This is a genomic window from Sphingorhabdus sp. (genome assembly GCF_046154385.1).
Lineage (GTDB): Bacteria > Pseudomonadota > Alphaproteobacteria > Sphingomonadales > Sphingomonadaceae > Sphingorhabdus_B.
This window is the reverse complement of sequence record NZ_JBJXFW010000045.1, coordinates 160,041-176,066: the sequence shown is the minus strand read 5'-3', so window position 1 is coordinate 176,066 and position 16,026 is coordinate 160,041. Positions and strand designations below refer to the sequence as shown.

11 protein-coding genes are annotated in these 16,026 nt (G+C 55.5%); 4 read left to right on the top strand and 7 right to left on the bottom strand.

The window, feature by feature from the left end:
* The gene (locus ACKVOS_RS09355) at positions 1 to 1,155 is read right to left on the bottom strand and encodes a CaiB/BaiF CoA transferase family protein (protein ID WP_409211740.1); all 1,155 of its coding nucleotides are present in this window, start codon (positions 1,153 to 1,155) and stop codon (positions 1 to 3) included.
* A 95-nt stretch (positions 1,156 to 1,250) separates the two neighbouring features.
* Positions 1,251 to 3,236 (bottom strand): acetate--CoA ligase, encoded by a 1,986-nt coding sequence (acs, locus tag ACKVOS_RS09350; RefSeq protein WP_409211739.1) that lies wholly within the window; start codon positions 3,234 to 3,236, stop codon positions 1,251 to 1,253.
* Positions 3,237 to 3,364: 128 nt separating this feature from the next.
* Here acs and ACKVOS_RS09345 point away from each other — a divergent pair, with 128 nt between their 5' ends.
* A complete protein-coding gene (locus tag ACKVOS_RS09345) occupies positions 3,365 to 4,147 on the top strand; it encodes an SDR family oxidoreductase (protein WP_409211738.1) in 783 nt (260 codons plus the stop codon).
* A gap of 120 nt (positions 4,148 to 4,267) precedes the next feature.
* Here ACKVOS_RS09345 and ACKVOS_RS09340 read toward each other — a convergent pair whose 3' ends face one another.
* Positions 4,268 to 5,533, bottom strand: a complete 1,266-nt coding sequence (locus ACKVOS_RS09340; protein WP_409211737.1) for a methyl-accepting chemotaxis protein — start codon at positions 5,531 to 5,533, stop codon at positions 4,268 to 4,270.
* 314 nt (positions 5,534 to 5,847) lie between these two features.
* Here ACKVOS_RS09340 and ACKVOS_RS09335 point away from each other — a divergent pair, with 314 nt between their 5' ends.
* Positions 5,848 to 6,477, top strand: coding sequence for a hypothetical protein (locus ACKVOS_RS09335; RefSeq protein ID WP_409211736.1), 630 nt, complete (start codon positions 5,848 to 5,850; stop codon positions 6,475 to 6,477).
* Between the two features lie 95 nt (positions 6,478 to 6,572).
* On the opposite strand, the gene prfB is transcribed toward ACKVOS_RS09335, so the two are convergent.
* On the bottom strand, positions 6,573 to 7,700 hold the full coding sequence (prfB, locus tag ACKVOS_RS09330) for a peptide chain release factor 2 (protein WP_409211735.1): 1,128 nt from the start codon (positions 7,698 to 7,700) through the stop codon (positions 6,573 to 6,575).
* 70 nt (positions 7,701 to 7,770) lie between these two features.
* A complete protein-coding gene (locus ACKVOS_RS09325; RefSeq protein ID WP_409211734.1) occupies positions 7,771 to 8,700 on the bottom strand; it encodes a DUF3137 domain-containing protein in 930 nt (309 codons plus the stop codon).
* A gap of 62 nt (positions 8,701 to 8,762) precedes the next feature.
* On the opposite strand from ACKVOS_RS09325, the gene ACKVOS_RS09320 reads away from it, so the two are divergent.
* Positions 8,763 to 9,320 (top strand): LemA family protein, encoded by a 558-nt coding sequence (locus tag ACKVOS_RS09320; RefSeq protein ID WP_409211733.1) that lies wholly within the window; start codon positions 8,763 to 8,765, stop codon positions 9,318 to 9,320.
* Between the two features lie 47 nt (positions 9,321 to 9,367).
* Here the strand turns inward: ACKVOS_RS09320 and ACKVOS_RS09315 are convergent, their stop codons facing one another.
* Entirely contained in the window at positions 9,368 to 11,887 is a 2,520-nt protein-coding gene (locus ACKVOS_RS09315; RefSeq protein WP_409211732.1) for a penicillin-binding protein 1A, read from the bottom strand.
* A 78-nt stretch (positions 11,888 to 11,965) separates the two neighbouring features.
* Positions 11,966 to 12,889, bottom strand: a complete 924-nt coding sequence (locus tag ACKVOS_RS09310) for an N-acetylmuramoyl-L-alanine amidase (RefSeq protein WP_409211731.1) — start codon at positions 12,887 to 12,889, stop codon at positions 11,966 to 11,968.
* 462 nt (positions 12,890 to 13,351) lie between these two features.
* On the opposite strand from ACKVOS_RS09310, the gene ACKVOS_RS09305 reads away from it, so the two are divergent.
* Positions 13,352 to 15,970 (top strand): ribonuclease E/G, encoded by a 2,619-nt coding sequence (locus tag ACKVOS_RS09305; protein ID WP_409211730.1) that lies wholly within the window; start codon positions 13,352 to 13,354, stop codon positions 15,968 to 15,970.
* The last annotated feature ends 56 nt before the right edge of the window (positions 15,971 to 16,026 follow it).

The following is a 16,026-nucleotide window of genomic DNA, read 5'->3' as shown; positions in this document are numbered from 1 at the left end:
TCAGTCCTTGTTTGCGACCACGGCACCCGCCGCGATCAATTGGGATATTTCGGAATCGGATAACCCTGCTTCGTCCAAAATCGTTGCATAGTTACCGCCTTTTGTTGCAATTTCGAAATGGGTAGCCAGCGGCTGCGTTGCAAGGCGCGGCGCGATTTGCGGGTGCAGCCAGCGACCATCCTGCAGGACAGCTTGCCGCTCGGCATTGGCGGGGTGCGCTGCTGCTTCGACATAGTCCAGCACCGGCGTGACGCACGCATCGGTCCCGGCAAAAATCGCCTCCCACTCATCGCGGGTTTTGGTCGCGAACACATCTTCCAGCATCTCGTGCTGTTTCGCCCGGGCGGCCACGTCATGCTGATGTCCGAACGCTTCCTGATCGATGGGCAAACGCTCCATCATCGCCGCAAAGAATTGCGATTCGATACAGCCGACCGCCATGAATTTGCCGTCCGCCGTCATGTAACAACGATAAAAAGGCGCAGCGCCATCGAGCAGATTGGCCTCACGCCTGGTCTGCCATTGGCCGAGACCCGCCATGCCGTGGACAAAGCTCATCAGGCTGTGCGTGCCGTCAATGATCGCGGCATCTACGATATTACCCTTGCCGGTCCGCCCACGCTCGACCAGCGCGGCCAATATACCGGCAAGCAAGAACATCGAACCGCCGCCAAAGTCGCCGACCATGTTGAGCGGCGGAACGGGCGGTTGTCCGTCCTTGCCGATGGCGTTCAGGACGCCGGTCATGCTGATATAGTTGATGTCGTGACCTGCCATATGGCTCCACGGACCGCTTTGACCCCAGCCAGTCATGCGGCCGTAAATAAGGCCCGGATTGATCGCGTGACACGCTTCTGGCCCGACACCCATGCGTTCGGTCACGCCGGGACGGAGGCCTTCGATCAGCACATCGGCTTTGGAGACCAGCTTCAGCAAGGCTTCGACCGCTTCGGGTTTTTTGAGGTCGAGCACAATGGACCGCTTGCCGCGACCATCAACCGCCTTGGGCATTCCACCGCCCGGCCGGTCAATCACAACCACATCCGCGCCCATATCTGCCAGCAATTGCCCCGCATAGGGACCGGGGCCAATACCGGCCAGTTCAATGACCATGATGCCGGATAGCGGGCCGGCCTTGGCAGAGGAATCAGTCATGGCATCCTTCCGTTACGGAACGGGCGGCACAGATATTTAACCGCACGATTAACTGCGGCCTTCTACCCCGTCCTTCAGGTTGACGCAAGCGTCAACTAACGGTTTTGCCGTCCCTCGATCAGCGCATCAACCACGCTGGGATCTGCCAAGGTCGATGTGTCGCCCAGCGCGGCAAAGTCATTTTCCGCAATCTTGCGCAAGATGCGCCGCATGATCTTGCCCGACCGGGTCTTGGGCAAGGCGGTGGTGAAGTGGATATGGTCGGGCGATGCAATGGGGCCTATTTCGATCCGCACCTGCTGCCGCAATTCGGCGTGCAGTTCGTCCGACGGCTCCTCGCCCATGTTGAGCGTGACATAGCAATAAATGCCCTGCCCCTTGATATCATGCGGAAAACCGACAACCGCCGCCTCGGCCACCTTGTCGTGCAGCACCAGCGCGCTTTCGACTTCGGCGGTACCCATGCGATGGCCCGAGACATTGATAACATCGTCCACCCGCCCCGTAATCCACCAATAGCCGTCTTCGTCGCGGCGACAGCCGTCGCCTGTGAAATATTTGCCCTTATAGGTCGAAAAATAGGTCTGCACGAAACGGTCATGATCGCCATACACCGTGCGCGCCTGCCCCGGCCAGCTATGCGTGATGCACAAATTGCCGCTTGTCGCGCCGCCGATCTGCTCATCTGCCAGCACAGCACCTTCGGCATCGACCAGTTGCGGGCGGATGCCGAAAAAGGGTCGGCCTGCGCTTCCCGGTTTCATGCCATGTGCGCCGGGCAGCGTGGTGATCATCACCCCGCCCGTCTCGGTCTGCCACCATGTATCGACGATGGGCAATTTCCCCTCACCCACCGTGGCATGGTACCAGCGCCATGCTTCGGGGTTGATCGGCTCACCTACCGTGCCCAAAAGCCGGAGCGATTGCCGTGATCGTGCCTTCACAGGCCCGTCGCCGTCGCGCATCAAAGCGCGCAAAGCTGTGGGCGCGGTGTAGAAAATGTTGACCTGATGCCGGTCAATAATGTCCCAGAAGCGTCCGCTGTCGGGATAGCTCGGTATTCCTTCGAAAATCAGGCTGGTCCCGCCATTTTGCAGAGGACCGTACACCACATAGCTGTGGCCCGTGACCCAACCGATATCCGCCGAGCAGAAAAAGACCTCGCCGGGCTGGTAATCAAACACATAATGGAACGTCGCCGCGGTCCATACGGAATAGCCCCCGACCGTATGCAGAACGCCCTTGGGCTTTCCGGTCGAACCCGACGTATAGAGAATGAACAACGGATCTTCGGCATTCATGGGCTCGCAGGGGCATTCGCCCGAAACCTGCATGTCGTGGAACCAATGATCGCGACCCTCGTGCATCGCAACGGCTTCGCCCGTATGCCGCACGACCAGTACCGCATCCACCCCGCCAACCTTTTCAAGCGCCGCGTCGATATTCGCCTTCAACGGCACTGACTTGCCACCCCGGACGGCGGTGTCGGCGCAGATTACAAAGCGGCTGGCGCAATCTTCGATCCGTCCGGCGATGGCTTCCGGCGAAAAGCCGCCAAAGACAACGCTATGCACAGCGCCAATCCGCGCGCAGGCCAACATCGCGACCGCGCCTTCGACACACATGGGCATATAGATTGTAACCCGGTCCCCCTTGGCAACGCCCAACTGTTTGAGACAATTGGCCATGCGAATGACGTCGCCCTGCAACTGGGCATAGCTGACGCGGCGGGCATCCTGTGCGGGATCATCGGGTTCAAAGATAAAGGCGATCGCATCCCCGCGCCCCACGGCAACATGGCGGTCCACCGCATTGTGGCACAGGTTCAGGACGCCATCTTCATACCATTTGATCGAAACAGGATCATAGGACCAGTTCGCGATTTTCGTGGGCGGCGTGAACCAGTCGATGCGCTCGGCCTGCGTTGCCCAAAAGGCGTCGGGTTCGGTAATGCTTTCGGCATAAAGCCGGTCATAGTCCGCAGCGGTGCAATATGTGTGCTCGGTTGCGCTTTCGGGAACGGGAAACCAGTCCTGTTGCTCACTCACTTGCTCTCTCCTGCGCTGGGCCTTATGCTGCATCCTGCTTAAGTGGAGTATGTCCGGTGATTCAAGGGTAAAGAGCAGAACGCCTTTCGAAATAACGTCCGTCGGTCTGAACCAGATTCAGCATGACGTTCGCCTTGAAGTCCATTCTACAGGATAACCCTATGCCCAAATTACAGAACAAATCCGCCCTCGTCACGGGCGGCGCGCGCGGAATTGGCGCGGCCATCGCCAGACGCTTTGCCGAGGAAGGCGCCCATGTCATTGTTGGCGATATCGACACCAAAGCAGGTTCGACCCTCGCCGCAGAAATCGGCGGCCGCTTTTTCCGGCTCGACGTCGCATCCGAAGCAGATTGGCAGAATCTGGCCAGCGCAATTCCCGAAATCGACATTGTCGTCAATAATGCCGGGATCACCGGGTTCGAAGACAGCCCCGGCCCGCACGACCCCGAACACGCCAGCTTGGCCGAATGGCACCGTGTCCATGCGGTGAACCTCGATGGCACCTTTTTGGGATGCCGCTATGCGATTGGCGCAATGCGGGCAAAGGGGGCTGGCTCAATCATCAATATGTCGTCCCGCTCCGGCCTTGTCGGCATACCGGGCGCGGCCGCCTATGCCTCGTCCAAGGCCGCCATTCGCAATCACAGCAAATCCGTCGCGCTCTATTGCGCGCAACAGGGTCTCAACATCCGCTGCAACTCGATCCATCCGGCTGCCATCTTGACCCCAATGTGGGAAGCATTGATCGGCGATGGTCCGGACCTGGAAGAACGCAAGGCGGCAATGGTCGCCGATACGCCGCTAAAGCGGTTCGGCACAGTCGAAGAAGTGGCCGCTATCGCCCTGATGCTTGCGTCGGATGATGCCACTTTTATGACCGGCAGCGAGGTCCATTTAGATGGCGGTTTATTGGCCGGTTCGGCAGCGTCTCCGGGCGGGTAACAATCCATTCGATAATTTTTTACAGGATAAGTTTATGCCCAAACTCCATAACAGAGCAGCCCTTGTCTCAGCCGTTCCGCGCCGTGGTTAGATAGATTGGAACCCATTATCGCGATCGCGTCATGCATATTGAATGGAGCTTACGAATGAACGGCTGTGCTCACTAATATCCTTGGCGGAAGATAGCAACAAGGCCGATACCCGCGCGAGTTCGCCTGCATTGGCATGAACCTGACTGGCGCGCGCACCAATATCATTGGCCCGCGCACTTATGTCGGACGTTGCGTCTGCAGCTTGCTCGACAAAGCCTGCAATGACCAGACTGGTCGCACTTTGCTCGACTACCGCTGTGTCGATTTGTTCGGATATTGCGCTGATCTGCTCCATTGCCTCTACAATTTCGCCATGGCCGGTCATAACCTGATTAACGGTTCGACCAATTCTTCCTGCTTTCTGCGCAACTTCTTGTGCCGAGTTTTTTGTTTGATTTGCGAGCTGCTTGATTTCACTCGCCACGGCGACGAAGCCGTGGTTATCGGAATCTTGCCGAACGGCCTCTATTTGCGCGTTTAGAGCCAGAAAATTGGTCTGCTTGCCGAACTTGTGGATCACATCGATAATTCCGCCAATTTCGTCGCCGCTTTTGGCCAAGGCCTTCATCTGGGGCTCGGCCGCGTCTATTACATATCTTGTCCGGGTCCGAACCATTTTCGCTTCTGATGCGGCAACCGCAAGTTGTTCCAGCGCTTTTGCGAGGTTGCGTCCCCGTTCGTTGACATCTTGCAAACCCATAGACGATTGCGCGGCCCCCGTAGCGACATTATGCGCCGCGTTGGTCATTTCTTGAGCCTGGGCACCGAGCGAATCCGACAGGCTGTTCACCTCGATCGCGGTTTGTGAAATCATGCCCGACAGTTCCAGTATCTGCCGGGTAAATTCTTGCCCATATTGGGTAATCTGTTCCGCACGCGCAATTCTGCCTCGTGCCAATAGTTCCAATAACCGGTCGCCGCTCAACGTTTGCCTGAACTTTTTCCCGTCCACCAAAACAAGGCCGGGGCTGTCCGGGTATCGCGAGAAAATTTCGATCATACCGGCGCTGTCCCGATCATATTCGGCAACCGCACAGTCTTTAATCAATCCGGTAATGTCATTTCCAAAACCGGGATTTGACATTAACGCATGACCGAATGGATTGAACAGCAGGTCGCGAATATCGATTTCGCGAATGACCCCGACGGGAGTTTCATCTTCATCGACAACCGCCAAAAGACGCATCGCCCGGTTGACCCGAAATACCTCGAGAGTATCCCGCAAAGAGTCGGATGGGCGAACAAATAAGCGCGAGTCGTCTTCGCGTTCTTCACTTCGCATTATTCTATTCATGAAGTCGGTCCTAAACGCGCTGATTCCGCCACGTTCCTAGGACTATAATGGTTAATATGCAGTTAGAGAATGTGACATCATTTTACAAATTTGTGCATTTTTATTCGGCACCCAACCTGATGGAATATTATTGCGGCTCGACCTCAATAAAAAATGCAGTGCATAGAATTATAGGATAGTGTTACTATCTTTATATTTGAAGTTAAAGATCAGATGATCAAATATATTCGAAAAGTGCCGCAACTTAAGTAATTTTACTTGCCTAACGGACATCCTCTGCTTAACTCCTTCAATCAAATGGGGAGGGCATATCTATGAAAAAACTGGTTCTTATCGGCTTGCTTGCAACGGCAGTGCCGCAATTTGCAATCGCACAATCATCCGCACCTGCAACGACTGTTACAGTCAAGCCGATGGTATCGGAACCAGGCCCTGATGCATCGACCCGAGTGGTCCGGGGCGGAGCCCAAGTACGCGTTCAGTTTCTTCACGAAATCACAACCGAAGACAAAGCATCCAAAGTCGGTGATCGCCCTCGTTTGGAAGTCGCTGAAAATGTTGTCGTTGACGGCGTGACTGTAATACCAAAAGGCACACCTGTTGTCGGTGAACTGACCGCCGTTCGCAACAAGGGCATGTGGGGAAAATCTGGCAAATTGGAAGGCCGCGTGTTGAACATGACACTCAATGGTCGGACCGTCCGGATGTCGGGCGCATTTGATGACAAGGGCGTAACAGGAACCGCAGGTGTTGTTGCAGCCGTTGCATTTGTTCCGGTTGTGGGCTTTTTTGTGACCGGCACCAGCGCCCGCATCCCTGCAGGCGGCCAGATCAGCGCGTTCATCGATGAAGATATCGTCTTCACGGTCGCACCTGCTCCTGTTGAGGTTGCTGCACCTGCCCCAGTTGAAGCAACCGCTGCGGTCGCTCCTGCAACAAACTGATTTTTGATGTTTTAAATTATGGACAGTCCTCAAACGGGACTGTCCATTTTATTTGTAAGCAGCAGCGTAAGCATAGACGCCTGCACGTCTATTTTCTAATCCACATCCTCAACAGCTACCGCCTCGCCCGTCACACGCTGCGCTAGCGCGGCTGCGATGAAGCTGTCGAGGTCGCCGTCAAGCACGTCGGATGGCGTCGGTGAAGTGACGCCGGTGCGCAGGTCTTTGACCATCTGATAGGGTTGCAACACATAGGACCGGATCTGGTGTCCCCATCCAATTTCGGTCTTGGCCGCATATTCGCCCGACGCGACCTCCTCCCGCTTGCGCAATTCCGCCTCGTAAAGCCGCGCCTTCAACATACCCATGGCGGTGGCACGGTTTTTGTGCTGGCTTCGGTCGTTCTGGCTGGCCACCACAATTCCCGATGGCTTGTGGGTAATCCGGACGGCGGAATCGGTGGTGTTGACGTGCTGGCCGCCGGCACCTGAGGCGCGATAGGTGTCTATTTTCAGATCACCTTCGTTGATTTCGATATCGATATTGTCGTCGATGACGGGATAGACCCAGACGCTGGAAAAGCTGGTGTGCCGCTTGGCCGCGCTGTCATAAGGCGAAATGCGGACGAGACGGTGCACGCCGCTTTCGGTCTTGGCATAGCCATAGGCGTTTTCGCCCTTCACCAGCATGGTGGCGGACTTGATGCCTGCTTGGTCGCCGGCCTGATAATCGACCATTTCGACTTTGTAGCCACGCTGTTCCGCCCAGCGGTAGTACATGCGCTGTAGCATTTCGGCCCAATCCTGGCTTTCGGTGCCACCTGCGCCTGCGTGGATTTCGATAAATGTATCGTTGCCGTCGGCTTCGCCCGACAAAAGGGCCGAGACCTTGTCCCTGTCGGCACGGTCCGCCAAAGCCTTGAGCGAAGCAGCACCTTCGTCGCCGAGGGCCGTATCGCCTTCCATTTCCGCGAGTTCGATCAATTCGACGGTGCCGCTTTTGTCGGCGTCAATTTCGCGCACGGTGGCGATGGCCGCATCCAGACGGCGGCGTTCGCGCATCACTTCTTCGGCCGCCTTGGGATTGTCCCACAACGTTGGATCTTCGACCTTGGCGTTCAACTCGTCTAGGCGACGCAGTGCGCGGTCCCAATCAAGCGACATCTTGACGAGATTAAGGGCAGCATCAATGCGGGCAACATAGCCTTCTGCGTCGGCGCGCATGGGGAAACTCCAAAGGGAATGAAATCAGGTTGGCGGCCTTTAGCCGATTAGCAGCCCAAGTCAAAGGGAGCTAATGCCGCGGCCTCTCGTTCAGTAGTTTGACCAATTTCGTGATCGAACCGAATTGCGCGATAGTCTTACCCAGCAATTCACGGTCGCGTTTGGGACTCAGCGTTGCGCTTTCAAACATATTGCCTGTGTGCAAGGTGACGATCAGGTCACCGCCCAAAAACAGCGCCGCCAATTTGTCCCCCTCAAATTCCTGCTCCATTTCGATCAGACGCTCGCAATAGGCCGGGTGCACCAGATAGCGGGCCTCAACCTGGTCGGTGCCATAGACATCAAAGGCATCTTCGAACCGGGGATCGACCATCTTGATCCGCTCCAGCGTCTCGCCGTTATAGGTTTTATTGTCGCCAAACAGGGTGATCTTGAACCCGTCGCGGCGGACCAGCGTCGTTCCCAGAAAGGGCCGCGCAAACTGGAACCGCAGCACAACGCCCTCGAATTTGGTCACGGTCCGCCGGTTCTTGCCCGAACCCTGTTCCTCGGTCAGCTTGGCTTCGTATAAGAGGAAATCCGTGCCATCGATTGACCCATGCCATTGGTCCTGCAAATATTTATCGTCATAGGTTGGCAACAGGCCATAGGTGCGGGCGTTTTCAAATTCCTGCCCTGAAAATGCGGAGACCGAATAGTCTACCTGCAAACTGCGGGCGAGCGCGCCGTTCATCTCATGTTTCAGGGAATCGATCATCTGTTGCCGAATATTGCTGGCCCACGCCAACGCTCCGCCACCGACAACCGTGGCCGCGAAATAGCCGATTTCCTCAAGCCCAAACGTATAGAAAATGAACCCGACCAAAATCGCCGCGACAATGCCGCCTGCGCCAGTCCAGATCATTTTTTCCTTGGCCTTGGCCCGATCTGCAACCAAGGAATCCAGCCGGTCCTGCAAGCTACCCGCCATTAGAGTGTCGACATCAGGCAATGCTATCATCTTTGCTTTCCCCTTCCCCCGTGATATCCAATGCTATCGACCGCAAAAGGGGGAGTAAAGCGATGGGTTTGGTAATTATTGGCATTGTCGTTTTTTTGGGGCTGATTGCCGTATTGATTTACAACCGGCTGGTGGGCCTGCGTCAAAATGTACGGCAAGGCTGGGCCGACATCGACGCCCAATTGCGACAACGGCACGACCTTATTCCCAATCTGGTCAACACCGTTCAAGGCTATGCCGCGCACGAAAAATCGACACTTGATGCGGTGATATCCGCACGCAATTCTGCGTTAGGCGCTTCCAACCCTGCCGCCGCCGCTGCCGCAGAAAACGGCTTGTCAGGCGCATTAAAAAGCCTTTTTGCGCTGGCCGAAAATTACCCGGACCTGAAAGCAAACGAGAATTTTCAGACTTTGCAGCATGAACTGTCCGATGTCGAAGACAAGCTCGCCGCATCACGCCGCGCCTATAATGCAGTCACGGCGGACTATAACGGCGCGCGCGAAGCATTCCCCGCTGTCCTTTTCGCAGGGGCATTCGGCTTTAACGAACAAAATTTCTGGGAACTCGGCGCAGAAGAACGCCCAACAATAAGCGCCGCGCCGGAGGTGAAGTTTTAGATTTTTAACGTAGACCAGCATTTACGACGGGATTTTGTGACCTTACCCTAATAAATCCCGCCGTCTTGCTGTATGAATTCCTGATCGCGCTTGGTACCGGCGCTTGGGCCTTGCGATACTGCCCCGGGTTTGGCGTTGTTGCCGGTATCAGATGCATTCTTTTTCTTCGGCTTGTCGCCGCGTGCTTCAAGGTCTTCGCGCCGGATGGAGCGCTTGGGTTCCGTTTCAGCCTTAAACGCTTCCCAGATCACGGCGCTTTTCGGATCATCACCGGGCCATGATCCGTACACGCGCTTTCCACTTTTGCGATCGATGCGGACCAGCCGTGTTCCATAAGGCGCAACAAAGGGTGTTTTAGGCATTCCTGCCATAGCGGTGCGCGCGAATTGCTTGAATACGGGCGCGGCCAGCGACCCGCCCTGGGCATAGCCGCCCATGTTGCGCGGTTGGTCATAACCAAGATAAAGCCCAGCCACCAGATGCGGCGAACCGCCGATGAACCAGACATTGGTTGGTCCGGTCGTCGTCCCAGTTTTCCCAAAAAGCGGACGATCAAGATCACGTAAAATCGTCGCCGTACCGCGCTGAATAACGCCTTCCAGCATGTGCACCGTTTGATAGGCCGTTATCGGATCCATGACCTGTTTGCCGGTTGCGACAAAGCGCGGCATCGGCTTGCCATCCCAATCCTTTGCCCTGCATCTGCGGCATGGTTTCCATTTTGCCGGTAAGATGACCTTGCCATTACGGTTCTGGACAAAGTCAATCAGCGTCGGCTTCAATTCGCGCCCATGATTGACCAGCATGGAATAGGCCGTCACCATTTTCAAAACCGTGGTTTCACCGGCACCCAAAGCATATGACAAATAATCGGGATAATCGCCGATACTTAAGGCGCGAAACGTATCGGTGACATTGTCCATTCCCGAATCCGCCGCCGCACGAACCGTCATCAGGTTCCGCGACTGTTCCAATCCCCACCGCATGGTTTGCGGCCCTGCACCACCACCGCTGAAATTACGGAAGCATTTTTGTCCAAGCGATGCGCCTTGCCACACGCAATAGGGTCCATCGACAATAATCGATGTAGGCGTCATGCCATTGTCGAGCGCGGTTGCATATACAAAGGGCTTGATGGTCGAACCAGGCTGACGCTGCGCCTGTGTGGCGCGATTGAAACTGGATATGCGGTTGTCAAACCCGCCTTGAATGGCCAGAACGCGGCCATTGAGCGGGTTTTGCACGACCATTCCGCCACCCACTTCAGGGACTGTTCGAACCGAAAAGCTGCTGCCACCATTGGGAACAACTGCAATAACGTCACCTGCCCGCATGGCTGCGGGACCGCCGGTCAATATCCCAACGCTGCCGTCGACAAATCCCACGCGGTTTTTGCCCAAGGCGACAGCTGCGCGCCAATTTGCGTAATCAATACTGATGTTGGTCGATGCAAATCGCGATGCCCATAGATCGTCTGACACATCAATTGTGCCCATATTCGCTTTCCACGCCTTGCCCGCATTGTACCGCAGCAATCCATCGCGCAATGCTTGCGTTGTCAGCTTTTGATATTCAGGGTTCATTGACGTGCGGACCCACAATCCGCCCGCATAGACGCTATACGGACCTTCCTTATCGGTTTCACCGAATTTTTCGATCAGCTGGCGGCGTACCTCTTCGGTAAAATAGCCCCCGATATTTTTGTAACCTGTGCCACGTTGTTTGATCAAACCAAGCGGTTGCGCGCGGGCCTGCGCCAATTGCTGTTCTGTAATCCAACCATTGGCGAACATTTCACCCAGCACCCAATTGCGACGGGTGATGGCTGCGTCGACGTGCTTAGCGCGTCCGTAGCGTTCTGGCGCTTTGGGAAGGATGGCAAGAAATGCCATTTCGTGCAGAACCAATTGGTCAACGCTCTTACCGAAATAGGCCTGTGCTGCAGCCTCGACACCAAATGATTGACGCCCAAGCGCGATTTCATTCAAATAGAGCGACAAAATTTGCGGCTTGGTCAGGGCGCTTTCGATCCGCGTGGCAAGGATCGCCTCTTTAACTTTACGCGTATAGCTATACTCGTTTGTCAAAAGCAGGTTCTTAGCGACTTGCTGGGTTATGGTCGACGCGCCGCGTGACCGCCCGCTGCTAAAAATATTTGCAAATATGGCCGATGCTATGCCTGGATAGTCGATGCCGCCATGGCTGAAAAAAGTCTTGTCTTCCGCAGCCAGATACGCGCGGATCAAAAGCTGCGGAAAATCCGCATATTCCAATTGTACACGGCGTTCACGCGCATAGCTTTGGAAAGGCTCCCCATTTACATCGCGGACGACAGTCGGCAAAGGCGATTCATATTCGATCAGCGCGTCAGCATCCGGAAGGTTTCGGGCAAAAACGGCCCAAAACGCCGCGACAAATATCAATGCAGCGCCGACGGCATACACGGCCCAGCGAAAACGCTTGCGTTGCCACCAAATCTGCAAACGACCGACAAAACCGCCGACGTCGCGTTTCAACTTATAGCTGATGCTTGATGATTCATCAGGTGGGGTCACTGCGCCTGTCATTATCGGGTCTCTCTAACCGATTTGCCGTCAAGGTCCAGATTGTTCATCATTCCTATCGCGATTTTCGGGCAAGGCTCGCTATTTTATCGCAAGCCGACGCGCAAAATGTACCTGCACAGCGCTGGCCACGCTGCGTGCCACTTTGTTCTGGCCGGCCTCCGATCCGAGAAATTCTACATCGCCCTCGTTGCTGAGATAGCCCGTTTCAAAAAGCACGGATGGCATATCAGGTGCTTTTAATACAATGAAAGATGCGAAACGGTGGGAATTTGTCCGGATACGCATATTCGGCCTTGATTCGCGCAAGAGCAATTTTGCAAAATCGGCGGATATATTCATTGTTTCGCGTTGCGTTAGGTCGATCAATATCGACGATACATTCGCATCGGCCCGCCCCAGATTGATGCCGTTTATGATGTCGGATTTATTTTCACGCGCCGCCATCCGTTGCGCCTCCCTATCGGACGCAACTTCGGATAACGTGTAAACTGTTCCGCCGCTCGCTTCGGGATTTTCGGCGCTGTCGGCGTGAATCGAAATAAACAAGTCCGCGTTCATTTTTCTGGCAATGCCATAACGATCCTGCAAAACCAGAAACGCATCGGACTCCCTCGTCAATGCAACCCGAATTCTTCCAGTTTTCAGAAGTTCGGAGCGGATCGATTTGGCGATCGCAAGGGTGACGTCCTTTTCAAATTTCCCGCCGTGCGGACTGATAGCGCCAGGATCGTGCCCGCCATGCCCCGCATCCAGCACCACCAAAGGTAGCGAACTGTCTTTAGGACCGCTAATTTTCGGAAGATTCCTTACTATAGCAGGCTTTATAGGAGCGGTAACTTCGTAACGCCTTTTTGGCGGCTCCGACCGAAATGCGAAGGGCTTGTTTTGAGGTGCCCGCGATACCAAAATGCTGTGTTTTGCCCCATCCATGTTTGACTTTGAACCTGCCCAATCGGGTGACAGGGTCCAAGGCAAAGTCGCGATGATCGCCATTATCAACATATTGGCCTTATGCGTTTTTGATTACCGATCGGTCCAGAAATATTTTTGACCTGGGCCGTGAACTCATACATTTCATCGTCGAAGCGTCAAAAGCGACCATTACAGGCTTTTTACGCATTCCCTTGCCCATCTTGCAAACGGGTGCTAGCTAGACTGAATGGGGCTTATATAACTTTGTCCCTTTTATCGGGTGCAGACTATTTACTGCCCATCTAACAGGTTGACGCTGCATGAAGCATGATATTTCCGCCTCCGCCGCCCTTACAGGGAACGGCGTATGGGCTGGAAATCAAGCGCGCGCGATATTCGCCCGCCATGCACAAGCAGCAGACGCATTTTTTTCATTTCAACCATATTGCCATGCCGCGGCCGACGCACTGCGTCCGATGCGGCTGGGCACCAACAATAGAGCAGGCGGCCATGGGCTGACAACCGGATCGGTCACCTGCTGGAGTAATTTCAATGACCACGCGTATGCTAATCGACGCGCGTCACCGGGAAGAAACCCGGGTCGCAGTCGTCACAGGAAACCGGATTGAGGAGTTCGATTTTGAATCGGCCGAGCACAAGCAGCTCAAAGGCAATATCTATCTTGCAAAAGTAACACGAGTCGAACCGTCGCTGCAGGCGGCGTTTGTCGATTATGGCGGTAATCGCCACGGTTTCCTTGCATTTGCTGAAATCCATCCGGATTATTACCAGATTCCCAAGGAAGATCGCGAACGACTGTTGGCAGAAGAGGCCGAAGCCGCAGCGGAAGAAGCGGCCTTGCGCGAGCAGGAAGAAGAAGAAAGCGACGAACCTTCTGACATCATGCAAGGGTCGGAAGAACGCGAAGACGAAGTATCCGATTTTATCGAAATCGATAGCGACGACAGCGTTGACACCATCGACATGAGCGAAGGCGAAGAGCCCGATCTCGGCAGCAACGGCGACGAAGCTAACGAAGAAAACCCGCTTGATGACGCCAATGCGCGGAATAACCGCCGTCGCCGTGGCCGTGGCGGACGTAATGGTGGTGGCGAAGGCCGCGCGCCAAAAGCCAGCGATGAAGTTCGTGCCAAGCGCATGAACTTGCGCCGCCGCTATAAAATTCAAGATGTTATCCACCGCCGCCAGGTGTTGCTGGTACAAGTCGTCAAGGAAGAACGCGGCAACAAGGGCGCGGCACTCACCTCGTATCTCAGCCTTGCTGGCCGTTATTGCGTGTTGATGCCCAATACGTCGCATGGCGGTGGTATCAGCCGAAAGATCCACAGCGCTGCTGACCGCAAGCGCCTGAAGTCGATCATTTCCGACCTCACTTTGCCTTCAACCATGGGCTGCATCATCCGCACCGCCGGGCTTGCCCGTACCAAGCCAGAAATCAAGCGCGACTTCGATTATTTGGCGCGGTTGTGGGACGAAATCCGGGAACGCACGTTGCGCGGGGCAGCGCCGATGCTGATCCACACAGACAGCGACCTTATCAAACGCGCTATCCGCGATATCTATAACAAGGATATCGAGGAAGTTTTTGTGGAGGGCCCCGAAGGCTATAAGGCAGCCAAGGATTTCATGAAGCTGCTGATGCCCAGCCACGCCAAGCGTGTGCAGCATTATGCCGACCCTGTGCCTTTGTTCCAGCGTTACCATGTCGAAGACCAGCTGAACGCCATGTATCAGCCGATCGTACAGCTGAAATCGGGCGGTTATATCGTGATCAACCCGACCGAAGCGTTGGTATCGATCGACATCAACTCCGGCCGGTCGACAAAAGAACATGGCATCGAAGCCACCGCGCTTTCGACCAATCTAGAAGCCGCGCGCGAAATTGCCCGTCAGTTGCGTTTGCGCGACATGGCCGGTCTGGTCGTCATTGATTTCATCGATATGGAGCATCATGGCAACGCCCGAAAAGTAGAGCGTGCAATGAAAGAAGCGCTCAAACACGACCGTGCGCGCATCCAAGTTGGGCGGATATCGGGCTTTGGTCTGATGGAAATGAGTCGTCAGCGTTTGCGGACCGGTGTGCTGGAAGCATCCACCCGCCAGTGCCCGCATTGCGAAGGCACCGGCCTTGTCCGCACCGCATCTTCGGCAGCGCTCTCTGCGCTACGCCTGATCGAAGAAGAAGCCGCGAAGGGCAATGGCAGCCAGATCGTTTTGCAAGCCAGCCAGGAAGCCACCATCTACTGCCTCAATAACAAACGCGGGGAATTGGCGGACATTGAAGAGCGCTATCATGTTCGCATACTGATTGTACCCAATGGCGAGACCGAAGGCGCCAAGCTGGCGGTAAGCAGCTCAGGCCCGCGCCCGGAGGCTCCGGTTGCATTGCCCCCCATCATCGACATTGAAGAAGATGATTTCGACGAAGAAATCGACGATTTTGAAGCCGAAGAAGAAGAGGCAAATGAACCTCGTCGCGCCCGCGAAGATCGTCCACGCGATGATAGCGAGGGTGGCGAAGGACGTCGGCGCAAGCGACGTCGTGGACGCAGAGGCGGTAAGTCACGCGAGCGTGATGAGCGTCCTGAAAATGCCGACGGACAAATCGAGGCAGATGCTGAAAACAGCGACAATATTGTCGAAGCCGAAGCCGAGGCATCGCCGACCGATGATCCAAAGCCCAAAGCCCGTCGCGGACGTCGTGGCGGCCGTGGACGTGGTCGTTCGGACACCGATAGTGCCGGAACCGAAGCAGACGCCGTTTCGGGCGCAGAAACTTCACCGGAGCAATCCGCCATTGTGGAACCGGTGGCCGTCGCTTCAGCACCTGAAAAGCCGAAGCGCCGTAGCAGGGCGAAACCAAAGGCGGAAGTCGTGGCGGTGGCTGAAAGTGATGATGCCCCTGCCGTGTCCATCGCCGAAGAAAAGCCGGCACCCAAAAGGCGTAGCAGGGCAAAAGTGGTAAGCCCGGAGCCTGAGCCTGCACCTTCCGCAGCTCCGGCAATCGAAGAAGCACCCGCGATAAAGCCAAAGGCAACCCGCAAGAAAGCCCCGGCGAAGACGGCAGAAACAGCAGAAACAGACGTCGGGCAACCGGCAGAAAATGATGGTCCGCCGCGCACAGGCTGGTGGCAACGAACTTTCGGCTAAACTGCTATAAGCGAAAATATGCCCCGCCCGTTTCGACTGGCGGGGCTTTCGTTTTT